The following is a 15649-nucleotide window of genomic DNA, read 5'->3' on the forward strand; positions in this document are numbered from 1 at the left end:
GGAGCAAACACATGTGGTATTTTACCTGGATACTGGGCGTCGGACTGGCCGTCGCGGTGGGCGTACTGAACGGCATCTGGTACGAATATCATACGACCGACGACCCCGACGCTGAAGATCCGTATCGAGAGTAAATTTACGTTCGATAGTTTTAGAAGATTTGGAACCGCGAATGAACGCGAATAAACGCGAATAAGAATTCAAACTCAACTCATGCCCGGCAGCCGGCCAGTGTAAGTTATTTTCATTCGCGTTCATTCGCGTTCATTCGCGGTTCCGATTCCTTCTCTAGTGACGCGTACTGCCCTTTTTCGGGATATGCGCTTCGTGCATGGCAATGGCGACGGCCTGTTTGCGCGACTTGACCTTGGCGCCGCTGCCGCTTTTCAACTCGCCTTCCTTGAATTCATGCATGACCTTGCCGACTTTTTTCTGCTGTCCTGCCGATTCCTTCATCGTCATTCTCCTTCGTGACCCAGCCGCTGCGACGTGATTAAGCCGCCGATCAGGGCAAAAAAGCCATGCGAAAACCGCCGCCGACGGTTCGAATAAAATAATTCGAACACGAAACTTCGAATTGCCCGAAACTTCGAATTGCCAAGCATCCGGACGCCTGCGAACATGGCGGCCATACTGGGTAAGGGCCTTTATCAAGGACATGTCAGCCGATCGCGGCCATTCTCCCGATGACGACCGGGCAGCAGCGTCAGGACTTGCCTTCCTGGCGGCCGGCGGCGAGATGGGCGCGCATATGCGGGCGCACGACTGGTCGAACTCACCGCTCGGGCCGCCGCAGACCTGGCCGCAGTCCCTGCGCATCGCCGTGCGGCTGATGCTCAATACCGGCCATCCCATGTACATCTTCTGGGGACCCGATCTAATCTGCCTCTATAATGATGCCTACAGCCAGTCGATCGGTCCGGAACGCCATCCCGGATCGCTGGGCCAGCCGGGACGTCAGGTGTGGGGCGAGATCTGGGACATTATCGGCCCACAGATCGACCAGGTCATGACGGGTCGCGGCGCCACCTGGCACGAAAATGCCCTGGTGCCCATTACGCGCAATGGCCAGCGCGAAGACGTCTACTGGACCTACAGCTACAGCCCGATCGACGATGACCGGGCCGAAGCCGGTATCGGCGGTGTCCTGGTCGTCTGCACCGAAACCACCCAGGCGATCCAGGCGCACCGCCACAAGGACGACGAGGTGCGGCGCCAGCGCCGCATGTTCGAGCAGGCGCCCAGCTTCGTCTGCATCCTGCATGGGCCCGACCATGTGTTCGAATTCGTCAACAATGCTCACAGGCAACTGTTCAACAGCGCGGGCTGGGTCGGCAAGCCCTTGCGCGAGGCTTTTCCCGATATCGCCGGCCAGGGTTTCTACGAACTTATGGATCAGGTCTATGAGACGGGGGAGCGCTTCGTCGCCCGCGCGGCGCCGGTACGCTTCCGGGCGGGGCCCGACGCCGTCGATGAGGTGCGCTATCTCGACTTCATCTACGAACCGCTGAGCGGCGACGACGGCCAGGTCTTCGGCATCTTCTGCGAAGGTTTCGACATTACCGACACCCACCGCGCCGAAGCGATCGTCGGCCGCAACCAGGCGCGGCAGACCCTGTTGTTCGACCTGCTGAAAGGTCATCGCGAAACCGACGATCCCGACGCCATCATCCTGGCGGCGGTCGAAGGCCTGGGCCGCCATCTCGGTGTCAATCGCGTCGGTTTTTTCGAAGTCCCGGATGTCGACACGCTCGACTACGGCCTGTGCTGGACGGATGGGGTCCTGGCCCCGATCACCGGCCCGTGGCCCGCCGCCAATATCGGCAGCAACTATCGTCAGGCCAAGCGCGAAGGCCTGAACCCGGGCGTCGCCGACGTGACCACGGACCCGCTGACCTCGAATTCCAAATTTATGGAACTGGGCGCCAGGGCCGTGGCCAGCGCCGGCATCCGGCGCGCCGGACGGTCGCTGGGCGGTATCTACGCCCACCATGCAACGCCGCGCGACTGGGACCAGGATGAACTGGATCTGATCCGCGATGTCGCCGAACAGACCTGGGACGCCGTCGAACGCGCCCGGTCGGTGCGTGCTTTGCGCGACAGCGAAGAGGCTCTGCGCGAACTGGCCCGCGCCATGAGCGAGGCGCGCAATGCCGCCGAACAGGCCAATATCGCCAAGACCGATTTCCTGGCCAATATGAGCCATGAAATTCGCACGCCGATGAACGCCGTCATCGGCGCGACCCAGATACTGAGCCGCAGCGCGCCCCTGACCGAGCGCCAGGAAAAGGTGATTGCCGTCCTTAGCGAAAGCGCCACGGCATTGATGGATCTGATCAACCAGATTCTCGACCTCAGCAAGATCGAGGCGCGCAACCTGCAGCTCGAACACGCCGCCTTCGACGCCCGCCATATGGTCGACGACATCGTCCAGATGATGGCCCTGCAGGCGCGGGCCAAGAACCTCGGCCTGTCGGTGCGCAATAGCTGTGACTGCGTAACCGAGCGCCTGTTTATCGGCGACGTTGCCCGCATCAAGCAGATTCTGGTCAATCTGTGCAGCAATGCCATCAAGTTCACCGAAACGGGCAAGATCGTTATCGCCCTTTCCTGCACGCCACCAGACCAGCCAAATGACGATACGGAGACCGAGAACCTGATCTTCACCGTCAGCGATACCGGCATCGGCATCGCGCCGGACAAGCTCGACCTCATCTTCCACAAGTTCAGCCAGGCCGACTCCTCGATCAACCGCAAATACGGTGGTAGCGGCCTTGGCCTGTCGATCGCCAAGTCGCTGACCGAAGCCATGGGGGGAAGCATCACGGCGCACAGCACAGCAGGCAGGGGCTCCAGCTTTACGGTCAGCCTGCCGCTGCAACGCGCAAAGGCCGGGACTCAGGGCAGCGCCGCGGTCAGGGACGGGATGTCGGCCGCGGCGACCGACATCCCCATCCTGCTGGTCGAAGATTCGCCGGCCAATGTCATGGTGGCGGTCTATTTTCTCGAAGACTTCGGCTATGTCTGCGAGGTGGCCGACGACGGACGCGTCGCCGTGGACCTCATACAGCAGGGACGCACCTATGGCGCCATCCTGATGGATGTTCAGATGCCGGGCATGGACGGTATCGAGGCCACGCGTCAGATACGCCAGTACGAGGATAGCGTAGGTGCGAAGCGCACGCCGATCATCGCCATGACCGCCCATGCCATGGTGGCTGACCGCCAGCGTTGCCTGGCCGCGGGTATGGACGACTATATCGCCAAGCCGTTCGATCCCCAGGCACTCAGGGCCAAGTTGCTCGATCTCGTAAAGTCCTGAGGATTACAAGTCGCGAAAGGAAACCTTCCACACTTCCAGATCGCTTGAAACACTCCGGCCTTTGTGGCACCGGTAGTTAATAAGATAAACGTGCAGGGGTGTGAAGTGGCCAGGAAACTGTACGGCATGGTGATAGCCGCTTTGGCGCTGGCGCCCGCTCTTGCGGCCGCAGACGATTTCGCGACCGGCTATATCCCCCTCAGCAAGGAAGAATACGCCAAACAACCCCACGCGGCACGCGCTCGTAGCGTCGTCTTCCTGTCGAAGGTCGACCTTTCGCCCTATTTCCCGGTTCCGCGGCATCAGGGCTATCAGGGGTCGTGCACCGGCTGGGCGGTCTCCTTTGCTGCGCGATCCTACTATCTGGCGACCCTGACCGGTCATAAGCCGATGAACGACTCGGAAATCTCCAGTCCCGCCTTCGTTTTTAATTCGTCGACGACCCAGCCCAATGTAAAAGGTGTTTTTTGCGGTCCCGCCACCCTGGTCGATGCCATGGGCGTGGTGGTCAATCACGGTTCGACCAGCCTGGCGAAATTTCCCTATGATCAGGCGACCTGTCTTCCTGCCCCGGGTCCCGACGAACTGGCGGTGGCCAGTCAGTGGAAGGTGCCGGGCTACGAGACAATTCCGGACGCCAACATACATCGTGTCGATAGCTATCGGGAAATGTTGTCGCGCGGTCGGCCGGTCATTATCGGCGTCAAGTTCAACCATCCGGAATGGCAGTACAATATCCGCGGTGCGGAGGTCTACACCCTGGGACCGCAGTCGACCGGTGAGTACGCCAAGGGCGGTCACGCCATGGTCATTGTCGGCTATGACGACAACATGGTCGCCGCCAGGACCGGAGAGAAGGGCGCTTTTCGCCTCATGAATTCGTGGGGCGCCGGCTGGGGGGACGGCGGCTATGCCTGGGTCAGCTATAGCGCCATGATGGCCCTGGTCCAGGAAGCCTATGTCTTCAAGGACGTTCTGCCACCGATGATCCCGAGCGAAGGCGTGTGGGCCCCCGCCGTCGCCATGACACCCGTACCGATGGTCTCCGCGGCCCAGAACCAGGCCGCCGAAACCCAGGCCGTGCAGCCGCAGCCGTCGCCGTCGATGCCGCTTCAGACCGCGCCGACCGCGGCGGCTCCGTCCGCCGCCAAGCCGGCCCAACCTGCCAAACCCTTCAAGCCTGCTACCACAGCCAAGCCGGTGGCGGCGCCACCTCCACCTCCACCTCCACCTCCACCTCCACCTCCACCGGCGCCTGTAGCCCTGCCTGACCTGACCGCCGACCTGACGGGCATGGCGCGCGAGTTCAAGACAGGCGAGGTCCAGGTGCGCCAGGTCGATGGCGGCTATCGTCTGACCGGCTATGGCTGCGTCGACGAAGTCCAGTATCTGCGCGCCCGCACCGGCAAATATGCAGGTCGCGTTTCCGTGGTGATGGACGAGATACCGTGGCCCGCCTGTGAGATTCGCGGCCTGTTGAAAGACGCCGTGGCGCGTGGCGGCGTGGCTGCCCGTGTCGTCAATCTCGAACCCGATGCGCCACCGGTAGCGCGTGGCGTTCAGATCACCGAGGACAATGCGCCGGTCACCACCACGGCCATACTGCGCAACGGCGATCATTTCGAGATCGATGTCGAGGTCCAGGACCAGGCGCCCTTCGTCCAGATCTTCTACCTTCAGGCCGACCAGTCGGCCAAGGAGATCTGGCGCCGCGAAGTCAAGCCCGACGGCAATGGCCGCCGGCGCCTGACGCTCGGCGCGCCCGGCACCGGCATACATCTGACCGCCAGCCGGCCCTACGGCACCGAGGCCGTTCTTGTGGTCGCCGGCAAGGGGCCGGTTACGGTCAATCCCCTCGACAAGAATGTCTCCGAAGTCGGCTTCATGGATATCCTGCGTGGCGACCTGGCCCGGGCGATCAAGGCCGATCCGTCGATTACCGCCCAGATCGTCCAGGTCGAGGTCCGTGATACGCCGAAGGTGGCCGATGCCTGGCTGGTGACACCTGATGAACTGGCCAGTTTCGGCCCGGGCGAACCGCTGTTTGGCGCCGGACCGGTGACGATGCTTGGCGATCCGTGGGGACCGAAGATCAATCTGCTCAGCCCGCAGGCGTCGTCGCTGAACACGCTGAGCGATGGCCGGCTTAGCCTGCAGATGATGTTCAAGCCGTCGGCTGGCGCCCGCGTCCTGCCCGATACCCTGCGTATCGAATATCGCTCGGCGGTCGGCTGGCGCGACCTGACCACGCGTGTCCTGACCCAGGCCAATGTCAATGCCGCCGGCCTGAGCAGCGCGCCGATGGCACTTCCGCCCGGCCAGCATCGCCTGCGCATATCGATCACGGACGACCGGGGCCGTATCGGCATTACCGAACTGAACCTCAAGACGGGACACTAACCTATGAAACGGTGGCTGCTCCTTATTGCCTTGATATTGACGGCCGCCATGCAGGCACACGCCTATGCTGCTGACGGGCCAGCGCGCCTGGCCCTGGTCATCAATCAGGTCGATTACCGCACCCTGACGCCGCTGCCCGATACCGACGGCGAGGCCAGGCTGATTGCCGACGCCCTGCAAAAGGACGGTTTCGACGTCACGCGCATTCGCGATGCCACCCTGACCGGGATCGGCGGTACACCCAGCCTGGACCAGGGATTGAAGGATTTTCGCCGCAAACTGGCCGCCTCGCCGGGCGCGCTCGGCTTCATCTACTATACCGGCCACGGCATGGCCGATCCGACGGATGAGCAGGGCGACAACTACCTGTTGGCCATCGATGCCGACGTCAAGGTCGCGGCCGACCTGCCGGCTTCGGGGATCAAGCTGGGCGATCTGTTGACCCAGATGTCGCGCACCGAGGCTTCGGCCGTGATCATAGTCATCGACGCCTGCCGCAATACGCCCAGCCTGGGCAAGGCCGCCAGCAAGGGCCTGATCGCCGTCAACGCCCAGCCTAATACGCTGGTCGCCTATTCGACCGATGCCGGCGAGATCGCCGGCGTGGGAATCTATGCACCCATACTGGCCAAACAGCTGGTCAAGCCGGGAATGAGTGTCGGCCAGATGTTCGAAGCCGTACAGATCGAGGTTTCGCAGTCGACCGGCCGCAAACAGAGACCCTATTCGAGCAGCCATATCTACGACACCCTGTGCCTGGCGGGCTGCCAGATCACGGTCAACAACTATGCCCCGGCACCGGACCTGGACTGGCAGAAGGAACAGGCCGTATGGTTGTCGTCGCGCGACTGCGGCGATTTCCGCGCCTATCTGGCTCAGTATCCAAAGGGCGCCTTTGCCGGTCAGGCGCAGGCGCGGCTCGAGGGCGATGCCTGCGCGGCCAAGCCTGTGCAAACCGTTCCGGTCGCACCTGTCGCCGCCATGCCAGCATCGCCTCCTGCCAGCAATGTCGATTGGGTGGCGCGTTGCGACCTGAAGGCCGGCAGCCAGTTCGATACCGACCGTCCGACCGCCAATGCCTATGCCTTCGAAATCGAACTTCCGGACGAGGCGCTCGAAGCCTGCCAGAAGGCTCATCAGGTCAAGCCGGACGATCGCCATGTCGCCTACGATCTCGGCCGCGCCTATCTCGCCAACAAGGATTACGACAATGCGCGCCTGTGGTTCCAGACCTCGGCCGACGCCGGCAATGCCGCCGCCATGCTGGGCCTGGGTCGCCTCTATTCGCAAGGCAGCGGCGTGCCGCAGGATCTCGATCAAATGCGGGCGTGGTATCAGAAATCGGCCGATGCCGGCGATCCCGAAGCCATGACGGCGCTTGGCATTCTCTATGATTCCGGCTGGGGCGTCGACGAAGACAAGAAGCTGGCGCGCAAATGGTACAAGGCCGCAGCGGCGGCCGGCGATCCTGGTGGCAAGGGCCTTCTGGACTTGATGGACTAATGCAATGATCCGACGCGCGCTTATCCTGCTGTCCGCCTTGCTTCTGCTGCCTGATGCGGCCCAGGCCGGGCGCGTCTCGACCCCGCCGCCGGCGTCTAAGGTAGTTGGCGGCCAAGTCGCCGATCCGGCGCGCTGGCCGGGCTACGCCGCCCTGGGTGTCAAACGTCCGGATGGATCGGTCATGCTGATCTGCGGCGCCACCATGATCGGCAAGCGCCATGCCTTGACCGCCGCACACTGCGTTGAAGCCTGGTCGGCCGAGCTGGCCCGTCACTGCGCCGAAGCCGTCCAGCCGGTGGCGCAGTTGGTGCTGTATCCGGGCCTGGTCGACCTGACGCAAAAGCCCGACGCCAAGGGCTACCGGGCGATCAAGGTGACCACCCACCCCGACGCTACCTGCGAAGACGAACTGAGCCAGACGGCGCACAAGCCGACCTACGATAATGACCTCGCCATTCTTCAGGTCGATCGCGACTGGACCGGGCCGATTGCGCCGTTGTCGCTGTCGCCCGACACCGACCCGGCCAGCGGCCTTACGGGTGTGGCGGGTCTTGGCACGACCGAAACCGAAACGACTGAAAACTTCCGGGCGCGCGACGGCCTCATCCTGGCGGCGCGCGCAGGCAAGCTGCTGGAAGCCTTTGTGCCCCTGGTCGACTCCACCACCTGTCAGGCTGGGCGCGAAGGCACGGGCGGCGTCGTCGGCCCGCGCCAGATCTGCGCCGGCTGGATCAAGGCGGCGGCTAGCCAGGCGATCGGCGATGCCTGCAACGGCGATTCCGGCGGGCCACTGTTTGCCTATGACGGTGCCCACCGGCCGTACCAGATCGGCCTTGTCAGCTGGGGGCCAAGTCCGTGCGGGCAGGTCGGCGAACCCGGCATCTATACCCGCGTCTCGGCCTTCGCGTCGTGGATTCGCACTCAGGTGCCCGATGTCGCGGCCGCCCACCCCGCGACGGGCAGCGAGGAAGCGCCGAAGGAAGCCGCGGGCTTCACCGCCCTGCAGACCGAACTGGCGCCGGCCAAGGATCGCATCAAGGTCGAGATCTGTGATGCCCGCCCCGACGGCCCGTGCGGCCTGACCAGCCTGGCCGCCGGTCAGCGCATTCGCCTCAAGGTATCGTCACCCCTGGCCGGGCGGTTGATCCTGATCGACCGCAATGCCGACTTCCAGATCGTTCAGGTTTTCCCGAACCACTTCGCCGGAGAGGTGTCGCGCGGCTTTATCGCGGCCGGTGCGCCGGCTCTGTTCCCGGACGAAAGCCTGCCGTTCCAGATCGAGGCGCAGCCGCCCTACGGCAAGTCGCAGTTGATGGCCATACTGGCGCCGCCGGGCGCTACGCTTGAGGACTTTATCGCCTCGGACGCCGTCAAGTCGAAAGGCGTCGAAGTGACCTACGATCCGGGTTGGGATTCGGAAAAAGGCGCCGATTTCTTCGCCGCCAGCCTGGCCAACCAGGTCGATGCCGAGATCAGGGACATGCCGGCGGTGGCGGCAGATGCGCCCCTGCCGGGCTGGGGCCTGGCGGTATTGGATTACGAAATAAAATAGGCTGCGGCGTTTTTATCATACGAATACTGTTTCCCTATATGGACGGCCATATCTGTATATGTTACGACCTGATCAGCAAAGATCACATCCAGGGTCGTTTTGCGCCAATTAAGGCATAAACCGACACCCGGAACGTGACGCCAGACAGATGTCGGGACCGTAAGGTCAAGACCGTGAGGTCGAGACCGTGACATAAGGGTGGAACAATGACTCGATATGCCTGGAGTTTGCCGGCTGCGGCGGCTCTTACCCTATTTGCTTTCGTAGACGTCGCGCATGCGGGTGAGCCTCTGTCGCTCGACACCTCGCTGAACCTGGCGCGTGCCGCCATCGACATCTGCCAGGCCAAGGGATACGCCGCTTCCGCCAGTGTCGTTGATGCGCAAGGTCTGGTCAAGGTTACGTTGCGTGCCGACGGTCAGGTCAAGCCGCCCGTGGCCGCCCCGAAAAAGGCCGCCACCGCCGTCGCTTTCGATCAGGCGGGTTCCGAGATGGAACCGCGCGAAAAGACCGACCCGGCGTTTGCTGCCACCCTGGCCGCGCATCCCGATATCTACAATGACCATCCCGGTTCCTTGCCCCTGCACAGGGATGGCGTCCTGGTCGGCGGTCTGGCCATTGCCGACGTACCGCACGATGTCGCCGACGCCTGCGTACGCGAAGCGGCCGCCAAAATCGCCTTTTAATCCGTAAGCGTCATGTATACCAAGACCTACTACGCCACCCACCCCGACATGATGGCCGGCGCCAGCACGCAGGAGCTGCGTGACCGCTATCTGGTCGCGGGCCTGTTTGTCCCGGGCGCCGTGGTTCTCAACTATATGCACCAGGAACGTATGGTGATTGGCGGCGCCGCCCCTGTCGATGGGCCGCTGGCCTTGCCGCGCCACACCGAGCCGGTCTCGGCCGAAGGCTTGCCGTTCCTCCATCGCCGTGAAATGGGCGTGGTCAATGTCGGCCAGGGCGCCGGCCGCGTCCAGGTCGACGGCGAAACCTTCACGCTGGAACCCCTCGACGGCCTCTATATTACGCAAGGCGCCGCCGATGTGACGTTTGAAAGCCTTGATCCGATCGCACCCGCGCGCTTTTACCTCGCCAGTACACCGGCGCACCAGGCGTTTGAGACTCGCGTTTTTTCACGCAAGACGGCCCTGCCGCTGCAGCGCGGTACGCTGGAGACCTCCAATGAACGCACCATCTACCAGATGGTCGTGCCCGATACCTGTCCATCGGCCCAGCTTCTGTTCGGCCTGACGATATTGAAACCCGGCAGTGTGTGGAATACCATGCCGCCGCACCTGCACGACCGCCGGTCGGAAGCCTATTTTTATTTCGACCTCGGTGCCCAGGACAGGGTCTTTCATTTCATGGGGGCGCCCGAAGCCGCACGCTCCATCGTCGTGGCTAATGAAGAGGCGGTGATCTGTCCGCCGTGGTCGATCCATATGGGCGCAGGGACGTCGCGCTATGCCTTTATCTGGGCCATGGGCGGGGAAAATCTCGACTATGGCGACTTCAAGGAACTCGATATCTGTCAACTGGCCTAGGAGGTCACACCATGAACCGTCGCGAACTGTTCAAAGGGGCCAGCGGCCTGGCGCTTTTGTCGCTTCTGCCGTCGTACGACGCGCAGGCCCAGGCCACGGTCTCTTCCGGCCGTGAAACCCTGTCGCTCGACAAGGGCTGGCGCTTCTTCGAGGGCGACGTCCCGTTTCCGGAACCGATCGGTAATTCGGCGACCTATGACTCGACCAAGACCGGCGCGGCCGGTGGCGCTGCGGCGTTGAATTTCGACGATACCGAATGGGACGCCGTCACCCTGCCGCACGATTTCGTCAGTTTCCAGCCGATCGAAAACGGGCGCAATGTCGCCCAGGGCTTCCGGCGGCGCGGCACTGCCTGGTACCGCAATATCCTGCGCTTCGAAGAGAGCGACATCGGCAAGCATATCGAGCTGCAACTGGACGGCATCGCCACCTATGCCACCATCTGGTTCAACGGGACGGTGGTACGTCATTCGTTCAGCGGCTACGCCTCGTCCTATATCGACGTCACGGCCTTTGCCACCTATGGCAACGCGTTGAATTCACTTGATATCCGTGTCGATGCCCAGTCCATGGAGGGCTGGTGGTACGAAGGCGGCGGCATGTATCGCCACGCCTGGGTGGTCAAGCGCAACCCGGTCCATATCGTCACCGACGGGGTCTACGGTTTCCCGGTGAAATCCGACAATGGTTGGCATATTCCGCTCGAAGTCACCCTGTACAATATCGCCGACACCACGGCGAAGGTCGAGGTGGTCACCGAACTGTGCGAACTGGACGGCACGGTGCTGAAGACGGCGACGACGTCGATCGGTGTGCCGTCCCTGCAAAAGGCCGTGGCGCTGTCCGGCCTCGACTACGACGCGCCGAAACTGTGGTCGGTCGCAACACCCAACCTCTATCTGGTCCGCACCCGGGTGATGCAGGACGGGAGGGCTGTCGACGAACAAAGCCATGAGACGGGTTTCCGCACCACGCGCTGGGACGCGGACCACGGCCTGTTCCTCAATGACCAGCCGATCAAGGTCCAGGGCGTTTGTATTCACCAGGACCATGCCGGGGTTGGCGTCGCCATTCCCGACGCCCTGATCGAATTCCGCCTGAAACGGCTGAAGGCGTTGGGCGCCAATGCCATTCGTTCGTCGCACAATGCGCCCAACAAGCACCTGCTGCGCATGGCCGACCGTCTCGGTTTCCTCATCATGGATGAGAACCGCATGTTCAATCCGTCTCCGGAATATCTCGACCAACTGACCTGGATGGTGCGGCGCGACCGCAACCACCCGTCGGTCTACCTCTGGTCGGTGTTCAACGAAGAACCGATGCAGGGTACGCTCCAGGGCTATGAAATGGTCCGCCGTATGAGCGAGGCTGTCAAGGAACTGGACCGCAACCGCCCGGTCACGGCGGCGATGAACGACGGCTATTTCAAGGAGCATAATGTCTCCCAGGCCGTCGATGTTGTCGGTTTCAACTACCAGCAGGGCAGCTATGACCGCTTCCACGCCGAAAATCCGACCAAGCCGATGTATTCGTCGGAGGACACTTCCGCCTTCATGACGCGCGGCGAATATGTCTCGGACCGCGACGGCCGCCACGTCATCGCCAGCTATGACGATGAGGCGGCGCCGTGGGGCGAAACCCATCTGGCCGGCTGGAAAGCCATCGACGAGCGGCCGTTTATCGCCGGCGGCTTTGTCTGGACCGGCTTCGATTATCACGGCGAGCCGACGCCGCTGACCTGGCCGGCCAATTCGTCGGTGTTCGGCATCATGGACCTGTGCGGTTTCGAAAAGGCCGCCTTCTATATGCACCAGTCGCAGTGGGTGAAGGACAGGCCCGTCCTGTGGCTCATCCCGCACTGGAACTGGAAAGCCGGTGAAAACGTGCGCGTCATGGCCTGCACCAATTGCGACGAGGTCGAGGTCTTGCTGAACGGCAAGTCCCAGGGCCGGCAAAAGCGCGATAAATACGCCATGAACACCTGGCATATTCCGTTCGCAGCGGGCAAGCTGGCGGCGCGCGGCTATACCGCAGGCAAGTTGGTCAAAACCACGCTGGTCGAAACCACCTCCGACCCGGTAACGCTGGCGGTCATCCCCGAACGCGACACAGCGAAGGGCGATGGCATCGATGTCGTCACCTTCCGCATCGAGTCGCGCGACGCCAAAGGCCGGTTCAGCCAGTTCTGCCAGGCCGACTGCACATTTAGCGTCGATGGCGGCGAGATTATCGGCGTCGGCAATGGCAATTCCAATTCGTCGGAATCCGAAAAAGGCAACAAACGCGCCCTGTTCAACGGCCTGGCCCAGGTCATCGTCAAGACGCACGAAGGCGGCACCGGCAATCTGACCCTGACCGCCAGCGCGCCCGGCCTGAAGCCGGCCACAGCCAAGGTAAAACTGATCGCGACCGCACCCTGGCCGTATCAGGCGGTCAGCGAGCCGGTCCAGCCCCTGCCGGTCATGCTGACGGCGCCGGTGACCCAGACTCCGCCCGACGTCATCCCGCAGAATCTCAGCCCGTTGCAGACAGAACTGTGGGGCCGTCTGCGCCCCGGCGTCGTCAATGATGCCCTGGCCCAGGACGGTTATCTGCTGGCCGTGACGCGATTCACGCCCTACGCCCGGGTACAGAAACAGGGCGGCGTGCTGAAACTGCCGCGCGCCAAGGGGGCCTTCCAGGTCTTCCTGGATGGCCGGCAGATCGGCGCCAAGACGGATGCGTCCGAGGCGCCGTTCCAGGTGCCTTTGCCGGCCGGGACGGGCGAGCGCAATCTCGCCTTCCTGTTCAGGCTGAAGGCCGGTGAGACTTTCGGCTTGCCGGAACGGGCCTGGATCGCCACACTCTGATCAAAAATCTCATAACGTCAGGAAACACCCAGATGCGCCATATCCTCCTTGCCCTTACGCTCGGCGCCAGCCTTCTGGCGCCGGTCGCGGCGTCAGCGGAAGCAGTCGCTGCCGCGACACCGGTGTCGTTCAAACCGGCCGCCGTCATAGCCCTGACCGAGAAGGTGGCCGACTATCAGATCGCCACCCTGGCCGGGGGTTGGGTGCCGCCCAAGGCGTCGTGGGACACCCCTGATCCGAAGGGCTGGGTGCAGGGCGCCCTGTTCGTCGGCCTGACCGACCTGGCCGACCACAGCGACAAGCCGATCTACAAGGACCTGATCCTGGCGCGTGGCGAGGCCAATAAATGGGAACTGGGCAAGCGCCTGTACCACGCCGATGACCATGTCATCGGCCAGTCCTACCTGTGGGCGGCGGCTCATGGCGCGGGCGCCGAGGTCTTGAAGCCGATGCAGGCCAGTTTCGACGCCATCCTGGCCAAGCCATCGACGGTCGACCTGCTGTACCCGGAAAGCGGCGACGCCACCTGCACCGAGCGCTGGTGCTGGTGCGACGCCCTGTTCATGGCGCCGGCCAGTTGGATGGGCCTCAGCAAGGCGACCGGCGACCCGCGCTATGCCGAGTTTGCCAAGAAGGAATTGTGGGCGACGGTCGACTATCTCTACGATCCGGCCGAGCACCTGTTCTTCCGCGATGCCCGCTTCTTCCAGCGCCGCGGACCCAATGGCGAAAAGATGTTCTGGAGCCGCGGCAATGGCTGGGTCTTTGCCGGCCTGACGCGGATGCTCGATGTCCTGCCGGCCAATGATCCCGACCGGCCGCGCATTGTCGCCCTCTACAAGGAAATGGCGGTGAAGCTGAAGTCTATCCAGACGAATGACGGCTACTGGTCGCCGTCACTGCTCGCCGAGCCGTCGCACGCCCTGCCGGAATCGAGCGGGACCGGCTTCTACGTCTATGGCCTGGCTTGGGGCGTGCGTAACGGCACGCTCGACCGCAGCGAATATGCTCCCGCCATTCGCAAGGGCTGGGTCGCGCTGACCCGCGCCGTGCACGCCGACGGCAAGCTGGGCTACGTCCAGCCGGTCAGCGACCGGCCGGACTCGGTCGGTTATGACGATACCCAGTTCTACGGTGTCGGCGCCTTCCTGCTGGCCGGGACCGCCGTGGCCGACCTCAAGCTGGACAGGAAATAAAGCATGCAGCGTTTACTGGCGACGACCGCGCTCACCCTGATCCTGGCTTTCGAAGTAGGGGCTTCCGGAGCGGCAGCAAAAGACTTCAAGGTGAGCAATCCGCTCGATGCGACGCGGACCGACACCCTCGTCGAGGTCCCGGCACCCGCTGAGGGCTATACCTGGTCGGTCAGGATCGGTCAGGCCAACGTGCCGGCGCAATATATGCCGGATACGAAGACGGTGCGCTTCGTCACCACCTTGAAACCGCACGAAACGGCGAAGTTCGCTCTGGTGCCGAAATCGGCGATAGACGCGCCACGCCGCGTCCTGGTGACGCTCAACATCCAGGAAGGCGGAACCCTGCAGGGCGACGCCATCAAGGGCGGCACCTTTCATCTGCGCGACAGTTTCGTCGTGCCGAAGGATCATTTCCTGCACGACGGCTTGATCGCCTTCGAGGGCATAGGCTGGGAAAGCGACCGCGTCGCCTACCGGCTGTATCTCGATCAGCGCAATGTAACGGACATATTCGGTAAGTTCGGCACCGACATGATCTTTCCCAATGTCGGCCACGGCTTCGACGACTATCAGTATCCGCGCATCTGGGGCGGCGACATCTTCAAGGTCGGCCCGTCCTTGGGTGTCGGCGGGGTCGGCTTGCTGCGCGACGGCAAGGCGACACAGATCGGACCCGCGACCGTCACCGGCAAGGTCCTGGCCAATGGGCCAGTGACGGCTGTGGCGGGAGTCGATGCCGACGCCATTGCCGGCGGTGACGGTTCTATCCATGCCACCTATGCCATATCTGCAGGCACCACCCTGACCGATGTCGACGTGATGGCGCAGGGCGTCGCCCAGCCGCTGCTGACCGGTCTGACCACCCATGCCGGCGACCAGATCATCACTTCGGCGCCCGCGGCCGGTGCTGTGTGGGACTATATTGCTGTCTGGGGCGCACAGGAACACGACAAGGACGAAGTTGGTACGGTCGTCTTCTATCGCCACGATACCGTTGTCGGCACCCCGGCCCGTGACGGCCAGACGCTGTTCGTGCAGTTCCTGTCGAAAACCGAGGCGCATTATCACTTCGCCGCCCGCTGGGTGCAGGAAGGAAAGGACGCGCCGGGCTACCAGGCGGCCGTCAAGGACATCGACGGCTTCAAGGGCTGGCTGGAAGCGGCGCGCGCCGAGCTGAACAAGCCTGTGGTGATTGGGAAATAGCGACTGGGGGACAGCTTGAATTGTAGAACTTAGTTCTATATTTATTTGAGATGGGCCAACGATAAAAGACGTCTGTG

Annotated in this window: 11 protein-coding genes; 10 read left to right on the plus strand and 1 reads right to left on the minus strand. The window is 63.0% G+C overall.

The genetic code is table 11. The features are described 5' to 3' along the window. The first annotated feature begins 11 nt into the window (after positions 1 to 11). Positions 12 to 134 carry a cytochrome bd-I oxidase subunit CydX gene (gene cydX, locus AC1DXO_RS10065; RefSeq protein WP_476978004.1) on the plus strand — a complete coding sequence of 41 codons (123 nt, stop codon included), beginning with the start codon at positions 12 to 14 and terminating at the stop codon, positions 132 to 134. Positions 135 to 288: 154 nt separating this feature from the next. On the opposite strand, the gene AC1DXO_RS10070 is transcribed toward cydX, so the two are convergent. After that, entirely contained in the window at positions 289 to 456 is a 168-nt protein-coding gene (locus AC1DXO_RS10070) for a DUF6496 domain-containing protein (RefSeq protein ID WP_476978005.1), read from the minus strand. 202 nt (positions 457 to 658) lie between these two features. Between AC1DXO_RS10070 and AC1DXO_RS10075 the strand changes: the two genes are divergently transcribed. The 9 genes from AC1DXO_RS10075 to AC1DXO_RS10115 all read left to right on the plus strand — a co-directional run bounded on the left by AC1DXO_RS10075 (position 659) and on the right by AC1DXO_RS10115 (position 15572). Next, on the plus strand, positions 659 to 3322 hold the full coding sequence (locus AC1DXO_RS10075) for a GAF domain-containing hybrid sensor histidine kinase/response regulator (protein ID WP_476978006.1): 2664 nt from the start codon (positions 659 to 661) through the stop codon (positions 3320 to 3322). Positions 3323 to 3427: 105 nt separating this feature from the next. Further along, positions 3428 to 5722: a C1 family peptidase gene (locus AC1DXO_RS10080; protein ID WP_476978007.1), complete on the plus strand. Its 2295-nt coding sequence runs from the start codon at positions 3428 to 3430 to the stop codon at positions 5720 to 5722. A 3-nt stretch (positions 5723 to 5725) separates the two neighbouring features. Further along, a complete protein-coding gene (locus AC1DXO_RS10085) occupies positions 5726 to 7225 on the plus strand; it encodes a caspase family protein (protein WP_476978008.1) in 1500 nt (499 codons plus the stop codon). Positions 7226 to 7229: 4 nt separating this feature from the next. Continuing rightward, positions 7230 to 8777 carry a trypsin-like serine protease gene (locus tag AC1DXO_RS10090; protein ID WP_476978009.1) on the plus strand — a complete coding sequence of 516 codons (1548 nt, stop codon included), beginning with the start codon at positions 7230 to 7232 and terminating at the stop codon, positions 8775 to 8777. Between the two features lie 206 nt (positions 8778 to 8983). Beyond that, the gene (locus tag AC1DXO_RS10095; protein WP_476978010.1) at positions 8984 to 9463 is read left to right on the plus strand and encodes a GlcG/HbpS family heme-binding protein; all 480 of its coding nucleotides are present in this window, start codon (positions 8984 to 8986) and stop codon (positions 9461 to 9463) included. 12 nt (positions 9464 to 9475) lie between these two features. Then, the gene (gene kduI / locus AC1DXO_RS10100) at positions 9476 to 10324 is read left to right on the plus strand and encodes a 5-dehydro-4-deoxy-D-glucuronate isomerase (RefSeq protein ID WP_476978011.1); all 849 of its coding nucleotides are present in this window, start codon (positions 9476 to 9478) and stop codon (positions 10322 to 10324) included. A gap of 11 nt (positions 10325 to 10335) precedes the next feature. Next, positions 10336 to 13173 (plus strand): beta-galactosidase GalA, encoded by a 2838-nt coding sequence (gene galA, locus AC1DXO_RS10105; RefSeq protein ID WP_476978012.1) that lies wholly within the window; start codon positions 10336 to 10338, stop codon positions 13171 to 13173. Between the two features lie 32 nt (positions 13174 to 13205). Next, positions 13206 to 14369 (plus strand): glycoside hydrolase family 88/105 protein, encoded by a 1164-nt coding sequence (locus AC1DXO_RS10110; protein WP_476978013.1) that lies wholly within the window; start codon positions 13206 to 13208, stop codon positions 14367 to 14369. Between the two features lie 3 nt (positions 14370 to 14372). Continuing rightward, entirely contained in the window at positions 14373 to 15572 is a 1200-nt protein-coding gene (locus AC1DXO_RS10115) for a DUF4861 family protein (protein WP_476978014.1), read from the plus strand. The last annotated feature ends 77 nt before the right edge of the window (positions 15573 to 15649 follow it).

The organism is Asticcacaulis sp. P2_C5, assembly GCF_056404555.1.

Excerpts from the sequence above, each read along its gene's own strand:
- galA (WP_476978012.1), top strand. The coding sequence starts at position 10,336 with ATGAACCGTCGCGAACTGTTCAAAGGGGCCAGCGGCCTGGCGCTTTTG.
- kduI (WP_476978011.1), top strand. The coding sequence starts at position 9,476 with ATGTATACCAAGACCTACTACGCCACCCACCCCGACATGATGGCCGGC.
- AC1DXO_RS10070 (WP_476978005.1), bottom strand. The coding sequence starts at position 456 with ATGAAGGAATCGGCAGGACAGCAGAAAAAAGTCGGCAAGGTCATGCAT.
- cydX (WP_476978004.1), top strand. The coding sequence starts at position 12 with ATGTGGTATTTTACCTGGATACTGGGCGTCGGACTGGCCGTCGCGGTG.
- AC1DXO_RS10085 (WP_476978008.1), top strand. The coding sequence starts at position 5,726 with ATGAAACGGTGGCTGCTCCTTATTGCCTTGATATTGACGGCCGCCATG.
- AC1DXO_RS10090 (WP_476978009.1), top strand. The coding sequence starts at position 7,230 with ATGATCCGACGCGCGCTTATCCTGCTGTCCGCCTTGCTTCTGCTGCCT.
- AC1DXO_RS10115 (WP_476978014.1), top strand. The coding sequence starts at position 14,373 with ATGCAGCGTTTACTGGCGACGACCGCGCTCACCCTGATCCTGGCTTTC.
- AC1DXO_RS10075 (WP_476978006.1), top strand. The coding sequence starts at position 659 with ATGTCAGCCGATCGCGGCCATTCTCCCGATGACGACCGGGCAGCAGCG.
- AC1DXO_RS10110 (WP_476978013.1), top strand. The coding sequence starts at position 13,206 with ATGCGCCATATCCTCCTTGCCCTTACGCTCGGCGCCAGCCTTCTGGCG.
- AC1DXO_RS10095 (WP_476978010.1), top strand. The coding sequence starts at position 8,984 with ATGACTCGATATGCCTGGAGTTTGCCGGCTGCGGCGGCTCTTACCCTA.